The organism is Rhodococcus sp. PvR044 (genome assembly GCF_040548995.1).
Classification (GTDB): Bacteria; Actinomycetota; Actinomycetes; order Mycobacteriales; family Mycobacteriaceae; genus Rhodococcus_G; species Rhodococcus_G oryzae.
In genome coordinates this window covers 291,047-306,087 of record NZ_JBEPSX010000004.1, presented here as the reverse complement: position 1 = coordinate 306,087, position 15,041 = coordinate 291,047, and the positions used below count along the sequence as shown (strand labels likewise).

General features: G+C 69.5%; 16 protein-coding genes. 5 read left to right on the top strand and 11 right to left on the bottom strand.

Features of this window, described 5'->3' with window-relative positions:
• Positions 1-69 precede the first annotated feature (69 nt).
• Positions 70-996: an SMP-30/gluconolactonase/LRE family protein gene (locus ABIC28_RS12355; RefSeq protein WP_354579076.1), complete on the bottom strand. Its 927-nt coding sequence runs from the start codon at positions 994-996 to the stop codon at positions 70-72.
• Positions 997-1,099: 103 nt separating this feature from the next.
• Here ABIC28_RS12355 and dapD point away from each other — a divergent pair, with 103 nt between their 5' ends.
• Both dapD and ABIC28_RS12345 read left to right on the top strand, forming a co-directional pair.
• Positions 1,100-2,053: a 2,3,4,5-tetrahydropyridine-2,6-dicarboxylate N-succinyltransferase gene (gene dapD / locus ABIC28_RS12350; RefSeq protein ID WP_097212539.1), complete on the top strand. Its 954-nt coding sequence runs from the start codon at positions 1,100-1,102 to the stop codon at positions 2,051-2,053.
• A 101-nt stretch (positions 2,054-2,154) separates the two neighbouring features.
• Positions 2,155-3,459, top strand: coding sequence for an amino acid permease (locus tag ABIC28_RS12345; protein ID WP_245221630.1), 1,305 nt, complete (start codon positions 2,155-2,157; stop codon positions 3,457-3,459).
• Positions 3,460-3,491: 32 nt separating this feature from the next.
• Here the strand turns inward: ABIC28_RS12345 and ABIC28_RS12340 are convergent, their stop codons facing one another.
• Positions 3,492-4,250 carry an SDR family NAD(P)-dependent oxidoreductase gene (locus ABIC28_RS12340; protein ID WP_354579074.1) on the bottom strand — a complete coding sequence of 253 codons (759 nt, stop codon included), beginning with the start codon at positions 4,248-4,250 and terminating at the stop codon, positions 3,492-3,494.
• Between the two features lie 235 nt (positions 4,251-4,485).
• Here ABIC28_RS12340 and ABIC28_RS12335 point away from each other — a divergent pair, with 235 nt between their 5' ends.
• Entirely contained in the window at positions 4,486-5,295 is an 810-nt protein-coding gene (locus tag ABIC28_RS12335; RefSeq protein ID WP_354579072.1) for an enoyl-CoA hydratase, read from the top strand.
• Positions 5,296-5,298: 3 nt separating this feature from the next.
• On the opposite strand, the gene ABIC28_RS12330 is transcribed toward ABIC28_RS12335, so the two are convergent.
• The 3 genes from ABIC28_RS12330 to curA all read right to left on the bottom strand — a co-directional run bounded on the left by ABIC28_RS12330 (position 5,299) and on the right by curA (position 7,323).
• A complete protein-coding gene (locus ABIC28_RS12330; RefSeq protein ID WP_097212543.1) occupies positions 5,299-5,694 on the bottom strand; it encodes a PPOX class F420-dependent oxidoreductase in 396 nt (131 codons plus the stop codon).
• Positions 5,695-5,923: 229 nt separating this feature from the next.
• Entirely contained in the window at positions 5,924-6,292 is a 369-nt protein-coding gene (locus ABIC28_RS12325) for a DUF2568 domain-containing protein (protein ID WP_354579069.1), read from the bottom strand.
• Positions 6,289-7,323, bottom strand: coding sequence for an NADPH-dependent curcumin/dihydrocurcumin reductase (gene curA, locus ABIC28_RS12320; RefSeq protein ID WP_209927224.1), 1,035 nt, complete (start codon positions 7,321-7,323; stop codon positions 6,289-6,291). Before curA ends, ABIC28_RS12325 begins: the two co-directional genes overlap by 4 nt.
• 98 nt (positions 7,324-7,421) lie before the next feature.
• Between curA and ABIC28_RS12315 the strand changes: the two genes are divergently transcribed.
• Complete coding sequence (locus tag ABIC28_RS12315) at positions 7,422-8,303, top strand: polysaccharide deacetylase family protein (RefSeq protein WP_354579067.1); 882 nt, start codon at positions 7,422-7,424, stop codon at positions 8,301-8,303.
• 11 nt (positions 8,304-8,314) lie between these two features.
• On the opposite strand, the gene ABIC28_RS12310 is transcribed toward ABIC28_RS12315, so the two are convergent.
• A complete protein-coding gene (locus ABIC28_RS12310; protein ID WP_354579065.1) occupies positions 8,315-9,712 on the bottom strand; it encodes an acyl-CoA synthetase in 1,398 nt (465 codons plus the stop codon).
• A 103-nt stretch (positions 9,713-9,815) separates the two neighbouring features.
• Here ABIC28_RS12310 and ABIC28_RS12305 point away from each other — a divergent pair, with 103 nt between their 5' ends.
• Positions 9,816-10,322 (top strand): DUF6790 family protein, encoded by a 507-nt coding sequence (locus tag ABIC28_RS12305; protein ID WP_209927225.1) that lies wholly within the window; start codon positions 9,816-9,818, stop codon positions 10,320-10,322.
• 24 nt (positions 10,323-10,346) lie between these two features.
• Here the strand turns inward: ABIC28_RS12305 and ABIC28_RS12300 are convergent, their stop codons facing one another.
• From ABIC28_RS12300 to pruA, 5 genes are all read right to left on the bottom strand, one after another.
• Complete coding sequence (locus tag ABIC28_RS12300; RefSeq protein WP_097212549.1) at positions 10,347-10,799, bottom strand: hypothetical protein; 453 nt, start codon at positions 10,797-10,799, stop codon at positions 10,347-10,349.
• Positions 10,800-10,903: 104 nt separating this feature from the next.
• Positions 10,904-11,131, bottom strand: coding sequence for a hypothetical protein (locus ABIC28_RS12295; protein WP_097212550.1), 228 nt, complete (start codon positions 11,129-11,131; stop codon positions 10,904-10,906).
• Entirely contained in the window at positions 11,131-12,285 is a 1,155-nt protein-coding gene (locus ABIC28_RS12290) for a 3-ketosteroid-9-alpha-monooxygenase, oxygenase component (RefSeq protein ID WP_354579062.1), read from the bottom strand. Before ABIC28_RS12290 ends, ABIC28_RS12295 begins: the two co-directional genes overlap by 1 nt.
• A gap of 126 nt (positions 12,286-12,411) precedes the next feature.
• A complete protein-coding gene (locus tag ABIC28_RS12285) occupies positions 12,412-13,383 on the bottom strand; it encodes a proline dehydrogenase family protein (RefSeq protein WP_420030241.1) in 972 nt (323 codons plus the stop codon).
• Positions 13,384-13,385: 2 nt separating this feature from the next.
• Positions 13,386-15,029, bottom strand: a complete 1,644-nt coding sequence (gene pruA, locus ABIC28_RS12280) for an L-glutamate gamma-semialdehyde dehydrogenase (protein WP_354579059.1) — start codon at positions 15,027-15,029, stop codon at positions 13,386-13,388.
• Positions 15,030-15,041: the final 12 nt, after the last annotated feature.

The window sequence follows — 15,041 nt, the reverse complement described above, 5'->3', positions numbered from 1 at the left end:
TCAGACTAGGCGGCTCCGCCGCCCGTGCGCGGTAAGCGAGTCCAGGGACTCGTCAACCGCGCACGGGCGCTACGCGCCTATCTCGTAGATGTCGCCGTCGAAACCGGCGCGGAACAGCCGGCCTGCGGAGAACCCGGAGCCGCCGCTGCCGAAGGTCAGCACGCTGGAACCCGGCAGGCCGCCGGCGAGGGCGCAGTACCGGTTCGGCCCGTCCACCCGCAGGATCTCGCCGCTGATGTCGGTGGGCACGATCGGACGGCCCGCCGCGTCCAGCACCAGCCCGTCGGGCGCGACGAAGGCGTCGCCGCTGCCGAAGTCCACCAGCGACTCGGGTGCGGCCGGGTTCGCCAGCGGGATCCGGCTCACGCCCGGATTCACGAAGGTCCGCGACACGTAGAGATAGCGGTCGTCGGCGCTGAGCGCGGCGCCGTTGGCGCTGGGCAGCACGGCCCAGTCGGGCTGCACGACACCGTTCGGCAGCACCCGCCCGACCAGCGATGCGAGGTCGTTGGTGGCGTACACGGTGCCGTCGCGGGTCACGGCCAGGCCGTTCGCCGCGGAGAGTCCCGACGCGAACGGGTGCACCGCGCCGGTCCCGACGTCGATCCTGACGATCCCCGCCGGCCGCGCGATGTCGCCGACGAACACGCGGGCATCGCCGTAGCCGACCAGCAGGGCGCCGTCCGGCGCGAAGACCAGGCCGCCGCCGATCGGGCCGGGCAGGGTCGCGAACGGCACGGCCGGAGCGCCTGGCCGGTCGATCCGGAGCACCCGGTTGCTGCGCAGGTCCGTGAGGTAGAGCCGGCCCGCGCCGTCGACGGCAGCACCCTCGATTGCCGCGCCCGGCACCCGGCCGACCAACGCGGGCGCCTGCCTCGCGCCGGGGCAGAGCGGCGCGGCGCCCGCCTGCGGCGTCGACAGCAACGAGAGGGCCGCGGCCACCGCTGCGCCGGCCGCGGCGATCCTGACCGAACGGGCGAATCCGATTCCACGCATGCGTCCCCACATCCATTCGGCCGGTACGACGGTCTGCGCTCAGCCTTGCACGGGATGCGCGCGGGTGACGGTTCAATTGCTCCAGCCGGTACCCTGACTGCCCGTGAGCACTCAGGGAGCAACGGCAGTCGGTATCGCAAACGTGACCACGGGCGGGGTCGTCCTCGACACCTGGTACCCGGAGCCCACGCTGGGCGATGTGGCCGAGACGGGCACCGTCGTGCTCGAGGGCGCCGACATCCCGGCCGAGCTGGCCGCGCTGGTCGGCGACGACGAGGCCCGCGGCGTCAAGCAGGTCGCGGTGCGCACCTCGATCGCCGATCTGGCCGCCGCGCCGGTCGACGCGCACGACGCCTACCTGCGCCTGCACCTGATCTCGCACCGTCTCGTCCAGCCGCACGGCGCCAACCTCGACGGCGTCTTCGGCCTGCTCGCCAACGTGGTGTGGACCAACTTCGGCCCCTGCGCGGTCGACGGCTTCGAGCTGGTACGCGCCAAGCTGCGCGCCCGCGGCCAGGTCACCGTCTACGGCATCGACAAGTTCCCGCGCCTCGTCGACTACGTGGTCCCCTCCGGCGTCCGGATCGCCGACGCAGACCGGGTCCGCCTCGGCGCGCACCTGGCCAGCGGCACCACGGTCATGCACGAGGGCTTCGTGAACTTCAACGCAGGCACCCTCGGCAACTCGATGGTCGAGGGCCGCATCTCCGCGGGCGTCGTCGTCGACGACGGTTCCGATGTCGGTGGCGGCGCGTCGATCATGGGCACCCTCTCCGGCGGCGGCAAGGAGGTCATCTCGGTGGGCAAGCGCTGCCTGCTGGGCGCGAACTCCGGCCTCGGCATCTCCCTCGGCGACGACTGCGTGGTCGAGGCGGGTCTGTACATCACCTCCGGCACCAAGGTCTCCGGCCCGGACGGCACGGTGATCAAGGCCAAGGAGCTCAACGGCCAGTCCAACATCTTGTTCCGCCGTAACTCGGTGTCCGGCGCCGTCGAGGTGGTGCCGTGGAAGGGCACCGGCGTCGAGCTCAACGCCGCGTTGCACAAGAACGACTGACGATGACGACGAGCGACCCAGCACAGGACACCGCTACAGCCCTCGCCGAGGAGGGCGACACCTCGCACCTCGGGCACGGGCTCAAGGTCCGCCATCTGACGATGATGGGCCTCGGTTCCGCGATCGGCGCCGGGTTGTTCCTCGGCACCGGTGTCGGGATCGCGAAGGCCGGCCCGGCCGTGCTGATCTCGTACATCATCGCCGGCATCATCGTGGTCTTCGTGATGCGGATGCTCGGCGAGATGGGCGCCGCGATCCCGGCCAGCGGCTCGTTCAGCCACTACGCGCGCATCGGCATCGGCGAGTGGGCCGGCTTCACGATGGGCTGGCTGTACTGGTTCATGCTGATCATGGTGCTCGGCGCCGAGATCACCGGGGCCTCGGCGATCGTGCACGGATGGCTGCCCGGGGTGCCGCAGTGGGTGGTCGCGCTGGTCTTCGTCACCTTCTTCGCGGTGGTGAACCTGGCCAAGGTGAGCAACTTCGGTGAGTTCGAGTTCTGGTTCGCCGCCATCAAGGTCGCGGTCATCATCGCCTTCCTGGTGATCGGCGTGCTGCTGGTCTTCGGGCTGCTGCCGGACACCGACCCGGTCGGGTTCACGAACCTGTTCGGCCAGGGCGGCTTCATGCCGAACGGCTTCGCGGGCATCGCCGCGGGCCTGCTCGTGGTCGCGTTCGCATTCGGCGGCATCGAGATCGTGACGATCGCCGCGGCCGAGTCGAAGGACCCCGAGCACTCGATCGCCACGGCCGTGCGCAGCGTGGTGTGGCGCATCAGCGTGTTCTACATCGGCTCGATCGCGATCATGGTGCTGGTGCTGCCCTGGAACTCGCCGCAGCTGCAGAGCGGTCCCTTCGTGGCCGTCCTGAACCAGGCACACATCTCCTACGTGGCCGGCTTCATGGAACTGGTGGTCGTGGTTGCGCTGCTGTCGGCCTTCAACGCCAACGTCTACGGCACCTCCCGGATGGCCTATTCGCTCGCCCGTCGCGGCGACGGCCCGGCGCTGCTGGGCGGCCTGTCCAAGACGGGGGTGCCCACCAACGCGGTGCTGCTCTCGGTGTTCTTCGGCTTCGTCAGCGTGCTTTTGAACTGGCTGCTGCCGGACTCGCTGCTGTCGATCCTGCTCAACGCCGTCGGCGCCGCGCTGCTGGTGATCTGGATTTTCATCGTGGTCTCACAGCTGCGGCTGCGACCGCGGCTGGAGGCCGAGGGCAAGCTCAGCCTCCGGATGTGGGGCTTCCCCTACCTGAGCTGGTTCACCCTCGCCGCGCTCGGCGGCCTGATCCTGCTGATGCTGACCGACGCCGACGCCCGCAAGCAGCTGATCTCCACGGCCGTGCTGTTCGCCGTGATCGCCGGCCTTTCGGTGCTCAATGCGCGCAGGCGGCGTGCGGACGCCTAGGCCAAGGCGTCCGCACGCGCGTCCGGTTCCGCTCAGCGCGCCGTGAAGCCCCCGTCGATCGCCAGCGCGGCGCCGGTGACGAACGACGCCTCCTCGCTCAGCAGGAACGCGACGAACGGCGCGATCTCCTCCGGCTGGGCGACGCGGTTCACCGGGTGCATGGCCGCGATCTGAGCCATCGCCTCGTCGGTGGGGGCCATCGATCCGCGGGAGAGCGGGGTGTCGACCCCGCCGGTGGTGATGGCGTTGACCCGCACTCCGCGCTCGGCGACCTCCAGCGCGACGGCCCGGGTCAGCCCCACGACGGCGTGCTTGGCCGCGACATAGGGCGCGACCTCGGGCAGCCCGACGGCTCCCAGGTTGGACGCGTTGTTGACGATGGCCCCGCGGGTCTCGAGGACCGCGGGAATCTGGTGCTTGAGGCAGTGGAAGACGCTGGTGGCGTTCTGCGCGAGCTCCGCGTCCCAGTCCGCCCCGTCGATCCCGGACACCGGGCCGGACGCGTTGACGCCGCCCGCGTTGTTGAAGGCCCCGTCCAGCCGCCCGAACTCGGCGACCGCGGCGTCGACCAGTGCCGCGGCGTCCGCCTCCACCGACACGTCCGCGGGCACGAAGATCGCGGTGCCGCCCGCGGCGCGGATGCCCGCGGCGGCGTCCGCACCGACATCCCGGCGGCGAGCGCCGAGCACGACCGCGGCGCCCTCCGCCGTGAGCCGACGGGCGACCGCGAGGCCGATGCCGGAGGTACCGCCGGTGACGATGAAGACCTTGGAGTCCAGGCGCGAAGACATGATGAGTCCTTTCGGGAGATCTGCTGAAAGTGGTGCGGTGAGCACCTGATTCAGACTGCTGAATCCCGGGACTCGGTGCTGGCGGGAATCGGACGACGCGTTTCCGGAGGAGTCGGCCGGGGTGGACACCTCCACGGGGCGCATCCTGCACCTGGTGCCAGAAACCGCTCCGCGGCGGCCAGGCAGGACGTAGTGTCGGCGCGACCTACGTCCGTCGTCGAGCAGGAGAACGGCCATGAGTTTTGTCCTCGTCGAGCGGCCCCGCGAGAACGTGGCCCTGGTGACCCTCAACCGTCCCGAGCGGATGAACGCCATGGCGTTCGACGTGATGGTTCCGCTCAAGGAATCGCTCGAGGCGATCAGCAACGACAACTCGGTGCGCGCGGTCGTCCTCACCGGCGCGGGCCACGGCTTCTGCTCGGGCGCCGACCAGTCCTCCGCGGGCAGTCCCCCGCACATCGACGGCCTGACCCGTCCGTCGATCGCGTTGCGCGCCATGGAGATCCTCGACGACGTGGTGCTGGCGATCCGCCGGATGCACCAGCCGGTGATCGCCGCGGTCAACGGCGCCGCGATCGGCGGCGGCTTCTGCCTGTCGCTGGCCGCCGACATCCGGATGGCCGCCCCGGAGGCGTACTTCCGGGCGGCGGGTATCAACAACGGACTGACCGCCAGCGAGCTCGGGCTGAGCTACCTGCTGCCGCGCGCGATCGGCTCGTCCCGCGCGTTCGAGATGATGCTGTCCGGTCGGGACATCGATGCCGCGGAGGCGGAGCGGATCGGGCTCGTCTCCCGCATCGTCGACGGCAAGGACCTGGTCGAGGAGTGCTTCGACCTGGCGACGCGGATCGCAGCCTTCTCCCGGCCCGGCGTCGAGCTCACCAAGCGCACCCTCTGGTCGAGCCTGGACGCCTCCTCGATGGCGCAGCACATGAACCAGGAAGGCCTGGGTCAGTTGATGATCCGGCTGATGACCGACAACTTCGAGGAGGCCACCCTGGCCCGGCGTGAGAAGCGGGAGCCGGTGTTCCGGGACAGCAAGTAGCGCTCAGGCGCCCGCGCCGGAGTCAAGCCCGAATGCGATCACCCGGTCGGGGTGGATGCGGATCAGCTCCGGCGACATCCCCCTCCCCCACGGCTCCACGTCCGTCAATGCCTCCGCCCTGCCGCGGATCTCGATGCACCGCACCACCCACGGCTGGATCGACGCGAGGTCGTCGACGACGAAGGCCACCCGGTCGTTGCCCGCGAGGTTGCGGAACTTCCTGCTCGCGCCGAGGTTGTGGCCGCCGATGTCGATGGTGCCGAGCTCGGCGTTGTACCGATATCCCACCGGGTTGTTCTGCGGGGCGCCCCGACGATCGACCGTCGCGAGACGGCCGAGCCGCTGGCTGCCGAGGTACTCGATCTGAGCGGGTGTGAGGGCGGACGCTGTCGCGGTCATGGGGGCTCCCGTCGTCGGTGCGATGCACCCGCGACGCTATGACCTCAACCGCGGTTCAGGTCAAGAACTGCGGTCACGCGACCTTGATGATCAGCGTGCCGAAGTGTTGATGATCCGGCTGATGACCGACAACTTCGAGGAGGCCACACTGGCCCGGCGAGAACCGGGAGCCGGTTTTCCGCGACAGCAAGTAGAGGCCCTGCCGAGAACAACCGGTTCGACGGTGGTCCTATGCGGTGCGCCGCTCCCGCCTGCACAATTCTGCGAACACGACCGCGGACACCACGAAGAAGGCCGCGCCGACCAGCCAGCCGAGGAACAACCCGACAGTTGTCCCGACCACCGCGAACAACGTGACCTGCGCGTAGAGCCGGGACGGATTGGCAAGCCTGTGGCGGGACGTCGGTGCCATCCAGACAGACCAGATCCCCGCCGCCGCGGCCGGCAACGCGACCGTCGCGAGCACCCGACCGAGCAGTGAATCCGTCGCGGCGACCCCGGTCATGGCAAGGAGAACGAGCATCGCCAGCTCACACAGGAACGCGATCAGTTCGAGCGGCCCGACCTTTTCCTGGGGCCGCTCTCCCAGCCCCGTCACGAGCCGGCCTCGGCCACCTTGATGATCAGCTTGCCGAAGTTGCGCCCGGCCAGCATCCCGTTGAAGGCGGCGGGCGCATTCTCCAGCCCCTCGACGATGTCCTCGCGGTACGCGATGCGGCCGTTGTGCATCCAGCCGGACATGTCGGCGACGAACGCCTTGAAGTCGCTCTTGACGAACTCGCTCTGGATGAAGCCTCGGATCGTCAGGCTCTTCTTCAGCACGTCGTTCATGAAGCCAGGCAGCCGGTCCGGACCCGCGGGTGCCGCGGTCTCGTTGTAGTGCGACACCAGCCCGCACACCGGAACCCGGGCGAAGTCGTTCAGCAGCGGGCACACCGCGGCCCACACCGCACCGCCGACATTCTCGAAGTACACGTCGATGCCATCGGGGCAGGCCGCCGCGAGCTGCTCGGCGAAATCCGGTGCTCGGTGGTCGATCGCGGCGTCGAAGCCGATCTCGCGCAGGTAGGCGACCTTCTCGGGCCCGCCCGCGATGCCGACCGCCCTGGCGCCCTTGATCTTCGCGATCTGCCCGACGGCCGATCCGACCGGCCCCGTCGCGGCGGCGACGACCACCGTCTCCCCCGGCTTGGGGTCGCCGATGCGCAGCAACCCGGCGTAGCCGGTGAAGCCGGGCATCCCCAGCACGCCCAACCAGCTCTGCACCGGCGCGGCCTGCGGGTCGAGCTTGCGCACGTGATGCGCGTCGATCACCGAGTGCGTCTGCCAGCCCGAGAAGGACAGCACCACATCGCCCGCGTGGAAGGCGGGGTCCTTCGATTCGACCACCTCGCACACGGTGCCGCCGACCATCACGTCGCCGAGCTCGACCGGATCGGCGTACGACTTCGCCGCGCTCATCCGGCCCCGCATGTACGGATCGAGGGAGAGGTAGAGGGTCTTGAGCAGCAGCTGCCCGTCGCCGGGAACCGGGACCGGGACGGTCTCGATCCGGAAATCGGACGGCTGGGGTTCGCCGACGGGGCGTGACGCGAGCACGATACGGGTGTTCTCGGCTGGCTTGGTCATGGTTATCGAGGTTAGTCGCGTCGGGCCCAAAAGGAGCCGTCTCCGCCAACGGTTCGCCTCGGCGCGCGAGATCGCCTCAGCTGTCATAGCGTGTCGCCGTGCGCTCGCCCCTCACCCGCCGGTCCCTGCTACTCGGCCTCGCCGGTGGCGTCGCGGTCGCCGCGCACCGATTCGCCGTGGTCGGCGGGCCCACCGTCGCCAGTTCCGAGCCGCTCCCGGTCGGGCCTGCCGACAGCCTCACCGATTACCCGTTGTTGAGTCCGGTCCGGCCCGCCGTGGCGACGGTGCAGGCCAGGTACGCGGGCGCGGTCCCGCGGGAATGGGGCGTCGCCGTCAGCGGGACCAGGACCCGGCTCGCGCCGCCCGACCGCAGGCTCGCCCTCACCTTCGACGCCTGCGGCGGCCCGGGCGGTACCGCGGTGGACGCCGATCTGCTGGTCCTGCTGGAGCGGGAAAGGCTGCCGGCCACGCTGTTCCTCAACGGTCGCTGGATCGACGCCAATCCGGCGCTGACGGTGCGCCTCGCGGACAACCCGTTGATCGAACTCGGCAACCACGGGACACAGCACCTGCCGCTGTCGGTGACCGGACGATCGGCGTACGGGATCGCCGGGACCCGTTCCGTGGCGGAGGTCATCGACGAGGTGCTTGTCAATCACCGACGGCTGCAGGAGATCACCGGCGTCGCGCCGCGCTGGTTCCGGCCGGGCACCGCACACTGCGATGAGGTCGCGGCCGCCATCGTCCGGGATCTCGGCGAGGAGGTCGTCGGTTTCACGATGAACGGCGACTCGGGCGCGACCATGCCCACCTCGAAGGTCCAGGGCGCGTTGACCTCCGCTGCGCCCGGGTCGATCGTGATCGCGCACGTGAACCGCCCCGCGGGTGACACCGCGGAGGGACTGGCCGCGGCCCTGCCCGCGCTGAGGGCGCAGGACCGCGAGTTCGTCACGCTCGGTGGTGCGGGCGCGTTGGCCTAGGGCCAGCCGGTTCAGCCGAGCTGGTTCTTCTGCACCTTGCCGAGTGCGTTGCGCGGCAACGAGTCCACCACCCGGATCTCGCGGGGCCGCTTGTGCGCGGACAGCTCCGCGACCACGTGCTCGATCAGGTCCTCGGGCGAGGGCACCTCGCCGACCACATAGGCGACCAGCCGCTGACCGAGGTCGGCGTCCGGCACCCCGACCACCGCGACCTCGCGGACCGCCGGGTGCCCCAACAGCGAGGCCTCCACCTCGCCCGCCCCGATCCGGTACCCACCGGACTTGATCAGGTCGGTCGATTCGCGGCCGACGATGCGATGGAATCCGTGCTCGTCGATCACCGCGACATCCCCGGTCTTGAACCAGCCGTCCTCGGTCCACGACGCCGCGGTCGCGTCCGGGCGGTTCAGATACCCGTCGAACAGCATCGGCCCCCGCACCTGCAGTCCGCCGATGCTCTCGCCGTCGTGCGGGACCGGGGTCCCGTCCTCGTCGATCAGCCGGGTCTCGGCGCCCGCCACCGGCAGCCCCACCCAACCGGGGCGGTGCTCGCCGCCGACGCGGGTGCTGACCGTGATCATGGTCTCGCTCATGCCATATCGCTCGATCGGCACCAGCCCGGTCAGGTCCGCGAGCCGCTCGAACACCGGCACCGGGAGCGGGGCGCTGCCGGAGACCAGCAGCCGGGCGCCGCTCAGCGCCTTGGCCGACACCTCGTCCTCGACGATCCGCGACCACACCGTCGGCACGCCGAAGTAGAGCGATCCGTGGGCCTGCGCATACGCCTCGGGCGTGGGCCGCACGGTGTGGACCAGCCTGCTGCCGACCCGCAGCGGGCCGAGCAGCCCCAGGATCAGTCCGTGCACGTGGAACAGCGGAAGTCCGTGCACCAGTGTGTCGTTCGCGGTCCATTTCCAGGCATCCGCGAGCGCGTCGAGGCCGGCGGCGATGGCTCCCCTGCTCAGCAGCACGCCCTTCGGCGGACCCGTGGTGCCGGAGGTGTACAGCACGAAGGCGATCGAGGACGGGGGCGGTTCTGGGTGAGAGTGCCAGTCACGGGTGTGCAACCGCACCGGCACGACCGGCAACCCGCTACCGTCAGGAGCGTTCCCGAGCCAGGCCTGGGCCCCCGAATCGGACAGAATGTGGCTCAACTCGGTCTGACCGGAGTCCGGCGGCACCGGCACGACCGTGACGCCAGCGAGCAGGCAACCGACCACCGCGATCACCGTCGACGCGGTCGGCGTGGCGAGGACGGCGACCCGCTCGGCGCCGCCGATGCGCTTGGCGAGCGCTCCGGCAGCACCGAGGAGGTCGCTGCGCGAGAGCGTGGTGTCGCCGATCCGGACGGCGTCGGCGACATCGTCGCCTCGGGCGACGGCGAGGGCGTCTAGCGATCGAAGCAGCACCAGCCCAGCGTCTCACACGGAGCGTTCACCAAAAGGGCAACACGACGACGCCCGAGCCGCAACCATGGAATCGACGCCTGTGACGGTCAACCCGAGGAGTCCCGTGACCACTGTGATCGCCGTTGCGCTGGCGTTGATCGTCGCCGCGATACAGGTCCGCAGGCATCGGACGGACACCAGGCCCGCGGCGGTGATCGACACCTACCTCGTGTGGTGGCTGGTGCTGGCGATCGGGCTGAGCTCGGTGGTCGGCGCCGCCTTCCACGTGTTCGACGGACCTGCCATCGCCGAGATGATCGGATACACCAGGGGCGACGGCGGATTCCAGTTCGAGAACGCGATGGGTGACCTCGCGATCGGCGTCACCGGCGTCCTGTGCTTCTGGTTCCGCGGTTACTTCTGGCTGGCGCTGCTGACAGTCACCACGATCCAGTACTTCGGCGACGCGGCGGGCCACGTGTACTTCTGGATCGCCGAGGACAACACCAAGTCGGGCAACATCGGTGCACCGCTGTGGTTCGACATCATCCTGCCCGTCGTCGGGTTCACGCTCTACGCGCTGTCCTACCGGCGCGGCGGCGACGCGCGGCCGGTCGGCGCTCGAACCTGATCGCTACGCCGTGGGGCTACCAGCTCACTGCTCGGACAGCTCGGTCACCGTCACGGAGAACTGCCCGGCGCCGACCGGGAACACGGTGCATTCGAAGGTGCTGCGGACACTCGCCCCGGACCCGTCTTGCGAATCGACCACGCCACGGACCTCGTGGCCGAGCCCCGCGAGACTCGTCTCGTGCGCCTCCGGGAATCCCGGGGTCACAGGCGAATTCAGTCGCTCCGCAACTGCTTTCTCACAGTGCGTTTCCGCATCGAGGGCGGCCTGCGCCGCGGAGGCGCGATCGCCTGCGTCCGCCGCCCGCGGGGCGGCCGACTCCCCGACGGTCGGCTGCGGTGTGTCCTCGCCGCGGATGACTGGAGTGATGACCACATAGCCGACGACGGCGCCGACGACGACGCCGAGGACACTCAGGACTCGGCTCTTCCGTTTCCGGGGTGCCGCGACGTCTTGGACTTGCTTGGGTGCACTCATCCCCAAGGGATATCAGACAAACCCGGCAATCCAGGAATCCGATGCAGGCCTGCGAGACTCGCCGGGCGCGGCGTGCTCACGCCGCGCCCGGCGAGGGCGGTAGCTCATTCCGGAACGGGGATGCGTCCGTCCAGGACGGCCTTGCGGATCGATTCGCGCAACGCCGAACAGCGCCCGATACGCGCACCGCGCTGGGTGAGCGAAGGGTCCTGCTGGTACTCCTCGCAGATTACCTCGGGGTGGTCGGTGCTCCACTGGACAGTGGTGTGCTCCCAGCTGTTCTTCTCGACGAGCACCCGGTTGCCGCAGCGTTCGCAATCGACCGGCTCCATCAGGCCGAGGCCTCCGCGTCGGCCTTGCGGGCGATGTTGTCGGCCACTTCCTGCTTCCACGCCTCGACCGGCCTTGTGGTGTCGAGCTCGAACTCGAAGCGGTCAACCATCTCCGGCTTGACGTCGGCGACGTCGACGTAGAACTGCTCGTACCAGCGGCGCAGCTGGTAGACGGGGCCGTCCTCGTTGGTGAGCAGCGGGTTGTCGATCCGGGTCTTGTTCTTCCAGATCTCGATGTCCTGCTCGAAGCCGATGCCGATGTAGCCGATCATCGCCTGCACCATCTGGTCGGCGATCTCCGCCGGGACCTCCGGCGTCTTCTTGACCTTGATGCCGTACATCAGCACGAACTGGTCCGGGCCGACCGGGTAGTGGCAGTTGATGAGGATCGACTCGGCCTTGAAGTGCTCGTAGTGGTAGGTCAGGTCGTCGATCATGAACGACGGGCCGTGGTAAGCCGCCGTCGAGGTGGTCGAGACCAGCTGCGGGACGTCCGGGTCGTCCCACTCGGTGATGTCCTCACGGCCGACGCCCTCGTACTCCTGGATCGCGACGTGTCCCTCGAAGATGTTCTTGAAGTACGTCGGGAACGAGTAGTGCACGTAGAAGAAGTGCGCCATGTCGACGACGTTGTCGATGATCTCGCGGCAGTTGGTGTCGATGACGATCGACTTCCACACCCAGTCGGTCCACTCCGTGCCCTCGGGGCACATCTGCGGGATCGTCACGTCCGCGGGCGGCGGGTTGCCCTCCGGGTCGTTCCAGACGAACAGCAGCTCGTCCTGCTCCATGATCTTCCAGGCGCGGGTGCGGGCCAGCGGCGGGACGCGGCGGGCGTAGGGGATGGCGGTGCACTTGCCGTTGCCGCCCCAGCGCCAGTCGTGGAACGGGCAGGCGATGGAGTCGCCCTTGACGGTGCCCTGGCTCAGGTCGCCGCCCATGTGCCTGCAGTAGGCGTCGAGGATCTTGATCTCGCCGTTGCGGTCGGCGAACACGACGAGCTTGGTCCCGAAGGCCTCGATGGAGTGCGGCTTCCCGTCGCGGAACTCCTCCGCCAGCCCCAGGCAGTGCCAGCCACGTGCGAAGCGAGCGGGCGGGGTGCCCTGGTCGATGACGCGGACCTCATCGGTTATCTCGGTTTCCACGTTGGTCATGAAGCGTCCTCTCGTTCAGCGGCCCCCGGGGTGACCGCAGTGATACCGGTCACAGCTCCCTTCAATCTCCTTGGCCGAGAACCCGTTCTCCATAGCCGTTCCCACCCACCGGGCGGTTATCCCTCCTCAGTCCCTCGTGAAGACCGAACGGACGAAGAAGCCCAGGTTGGCGGGCCGCTCCGCGAGCCTGCGCATGAAGTAGCCGTACCATTGGCCGCCGTACGGCAGGTAGACCCGCATCTGGGCGCCGAGCCCGGCAAGGCGGAGCTGTTCGCCGTCCCTGATCCCGTAGAGCATCTGGTGTTCGAAGTCCGCCGCGTCCCGCCCCGACCCCGACGCCATCGAGTCGGCCTCCGCGATGATGACCGGGTCGTGGGAGGCCACCATCGGGTAGCCGCCGCCCTCCATCAGCACCCGCAGGCAGCGCAGGTAGGAGGCGTCCACGTCCGCCTTGGCCTGGAAGGCGACCGATTCCGGCTCCCGGTAGGCGCCCTTGCACAGCCGGATCCGCGATTCCGGGCCCGCCAGGTCGCGGCAGTCCGTTTCGGCGCGGCGCAGGTACGACTGCAGCACCGCGCCCAGCCACGGATGGTCAGCGCGCAGTTCGCGGACGATGGACAGGGTGGAGTCGGTGGTGGTGTGGTCCTCGGCGTCGACGGTGATCCAGACCCCGGCCCGCTCCGCGGCGGCGCACAGCGTCCTCGCGTTCGCCAACGCGATCTCGCGGCCGTCGACCGGCAGCGCCTGCCCCAGCGCGGACAGCTTCACCGACACCTCGAGTGGGCGCACCCCGCCGGGCTCCCTCGCCTCCGGCAGCTCCGCCAGGTCGGAGAGCAGGGCCAGGTACTCGGCGACGGCGGCCCCCGCCTTGGCCTCGTCGGTGGTGTCCTCGCCGAGGTGGTCGATGCTGATCAGCCTGCCGGTGTCGAGGATCGCGCGCGCGGCCGTCAGCGCCTCCGCCCTGGTCTCCCCCGCGATGAACCGTTTGACGATGGATCGGGTGACGGGCGCCCTGGTGATCGCGGCCTTGAGCGTCGTCGATCGCGCAGCCGCCAGGATCGCGGGCCGCAGCGGGTTCTCGAACACCTGCGCCACCACGGCTATTCTTCCGGCTCCATGTGCGGATAGCGGTGGTCCGTCGGTGGGACGAAGGTCTCCTTGATGGTCCGGGCGGATGTCCAGCGGAGCAGGTTGATCGGCGAGCCGGCCTTGTCGTTGGTGCCGGACGCGCGGGCCCCACCGAAGGGTTGCTGTCCGACCACGGCACCGGTCGGTTTGTCGTTGACGTAGAAGTTGCCCGCCGCGAATCGCAGTGCCGTGGACGCCTTGTCGACCGCGACCCGGTCGTCCGCGATGATCGATCCGGTGAGCGCGTAGGGAGCACTCGAGTCCACCACCGCGAGCAGGTCCTCGAACGCGCCGGGCTTGTCGTCGTCGTAGACGTGCACCGACAGGATCGGCCCGAAGTACTCGGTGGCGAAGGCCTCGTCGCGCGGATCCCCGGCGAGCAGCACCGTCGGCCGGACGAAGTATCCCTCGCTGTCGTCGTACTTTCCACCGACCGCGACCTGCACCCCGGCGGCGTCCCGCGCCCGCTCGATCGCGGCGACGTTCTTGTCGTAGGCCGCGCGGTCGATGAGTGCCCCTCCGAAGTTCGACAGGTCCGTCACGTCGCCGTAGCTGAGCTGATCGACCTCGGCCAGGAAGGACTCTCCCATCCTGTGCCACACCGACTTCGGGACGTAGGCGCGGGACGCCGCGGAGCACTTCTGGCCCTGGTACTCGAAGGCGCCGCGCACCAGTGCGGTGCTCAGCACCTCGGGATTCGCCGAGGAATGCGCGACCACGAAATCCTTGCCGCCGGTCTCGCCGACCAACCGCGGATAGCCGCGGTACGAGCCGATATTGGCCCCCACCTCCCGCCAGAGATGCTGGAAGGTCCTGGTCGAGCCGGTGAAGTGGATGCCGGCCAGGCGCGGATCGCTCAGCGCCACATCGGAAACCGCGGCGCCCGAGCCGGTGACCAGGTTGATCACGCCCGGCGGCAACCCCGCCTCCTCCAGCAGCCTTATCGTCCAGTAGGCGGCGACGGTCTGCGTGGTCGACGGTTTCCAGACGACGGTGTTGCCCATCAGCGCGGGTGAGGTCGGTAGATTGCCCGCGATGGCGGAGAAATTGAACGGCGTGATCGCGTAGACGAATCCCTCGAGCGGCCGGTACTCGAGCCGGTTCCACACCCCAGGACCGGAGACCGGCTGATCCGCCAGGATCTGCCGGGCGAAGTGCACGTTGAACCGCCAGAAGTCGATCAGCTCGCACGGCGCGTCGATCTCGGCCTGCTGGACCGACTTGGACTGCCCGAGCATGGTCGCGGCGGCCAGCGTCTCCCGCCAGGGACCGGAGAGCAGGTCCGCGGCCCGCAGCAGCACGGCGGCCCGGTCGTCGAAGGACAGGGCCCGCCAGCCGGGCGCGGCGGCGACCGCGGCCTCGATCGCCTCGTCCGCGTCCTCGTGGGTGGCGTTGGTGAGCGTCCCGAGCACGGCCGAATGCCGATGTGGTTGAACGACGTCCACCCGCTCACCGGCGCCCTGCCGGTGTACGCCACCGATCACGTGCGGCAACTCGAGCGGATCCGAGGCCAGCACGGTGAGCTTGGCGGTGAGCAACAGCCGCTCGCGGCTACCCGGTGCGTACGAGTACACCGGTTCGTTGCTGGGCGAAGGAACCCGAGTGACGGCGTCCATGCTGCCTCCTGC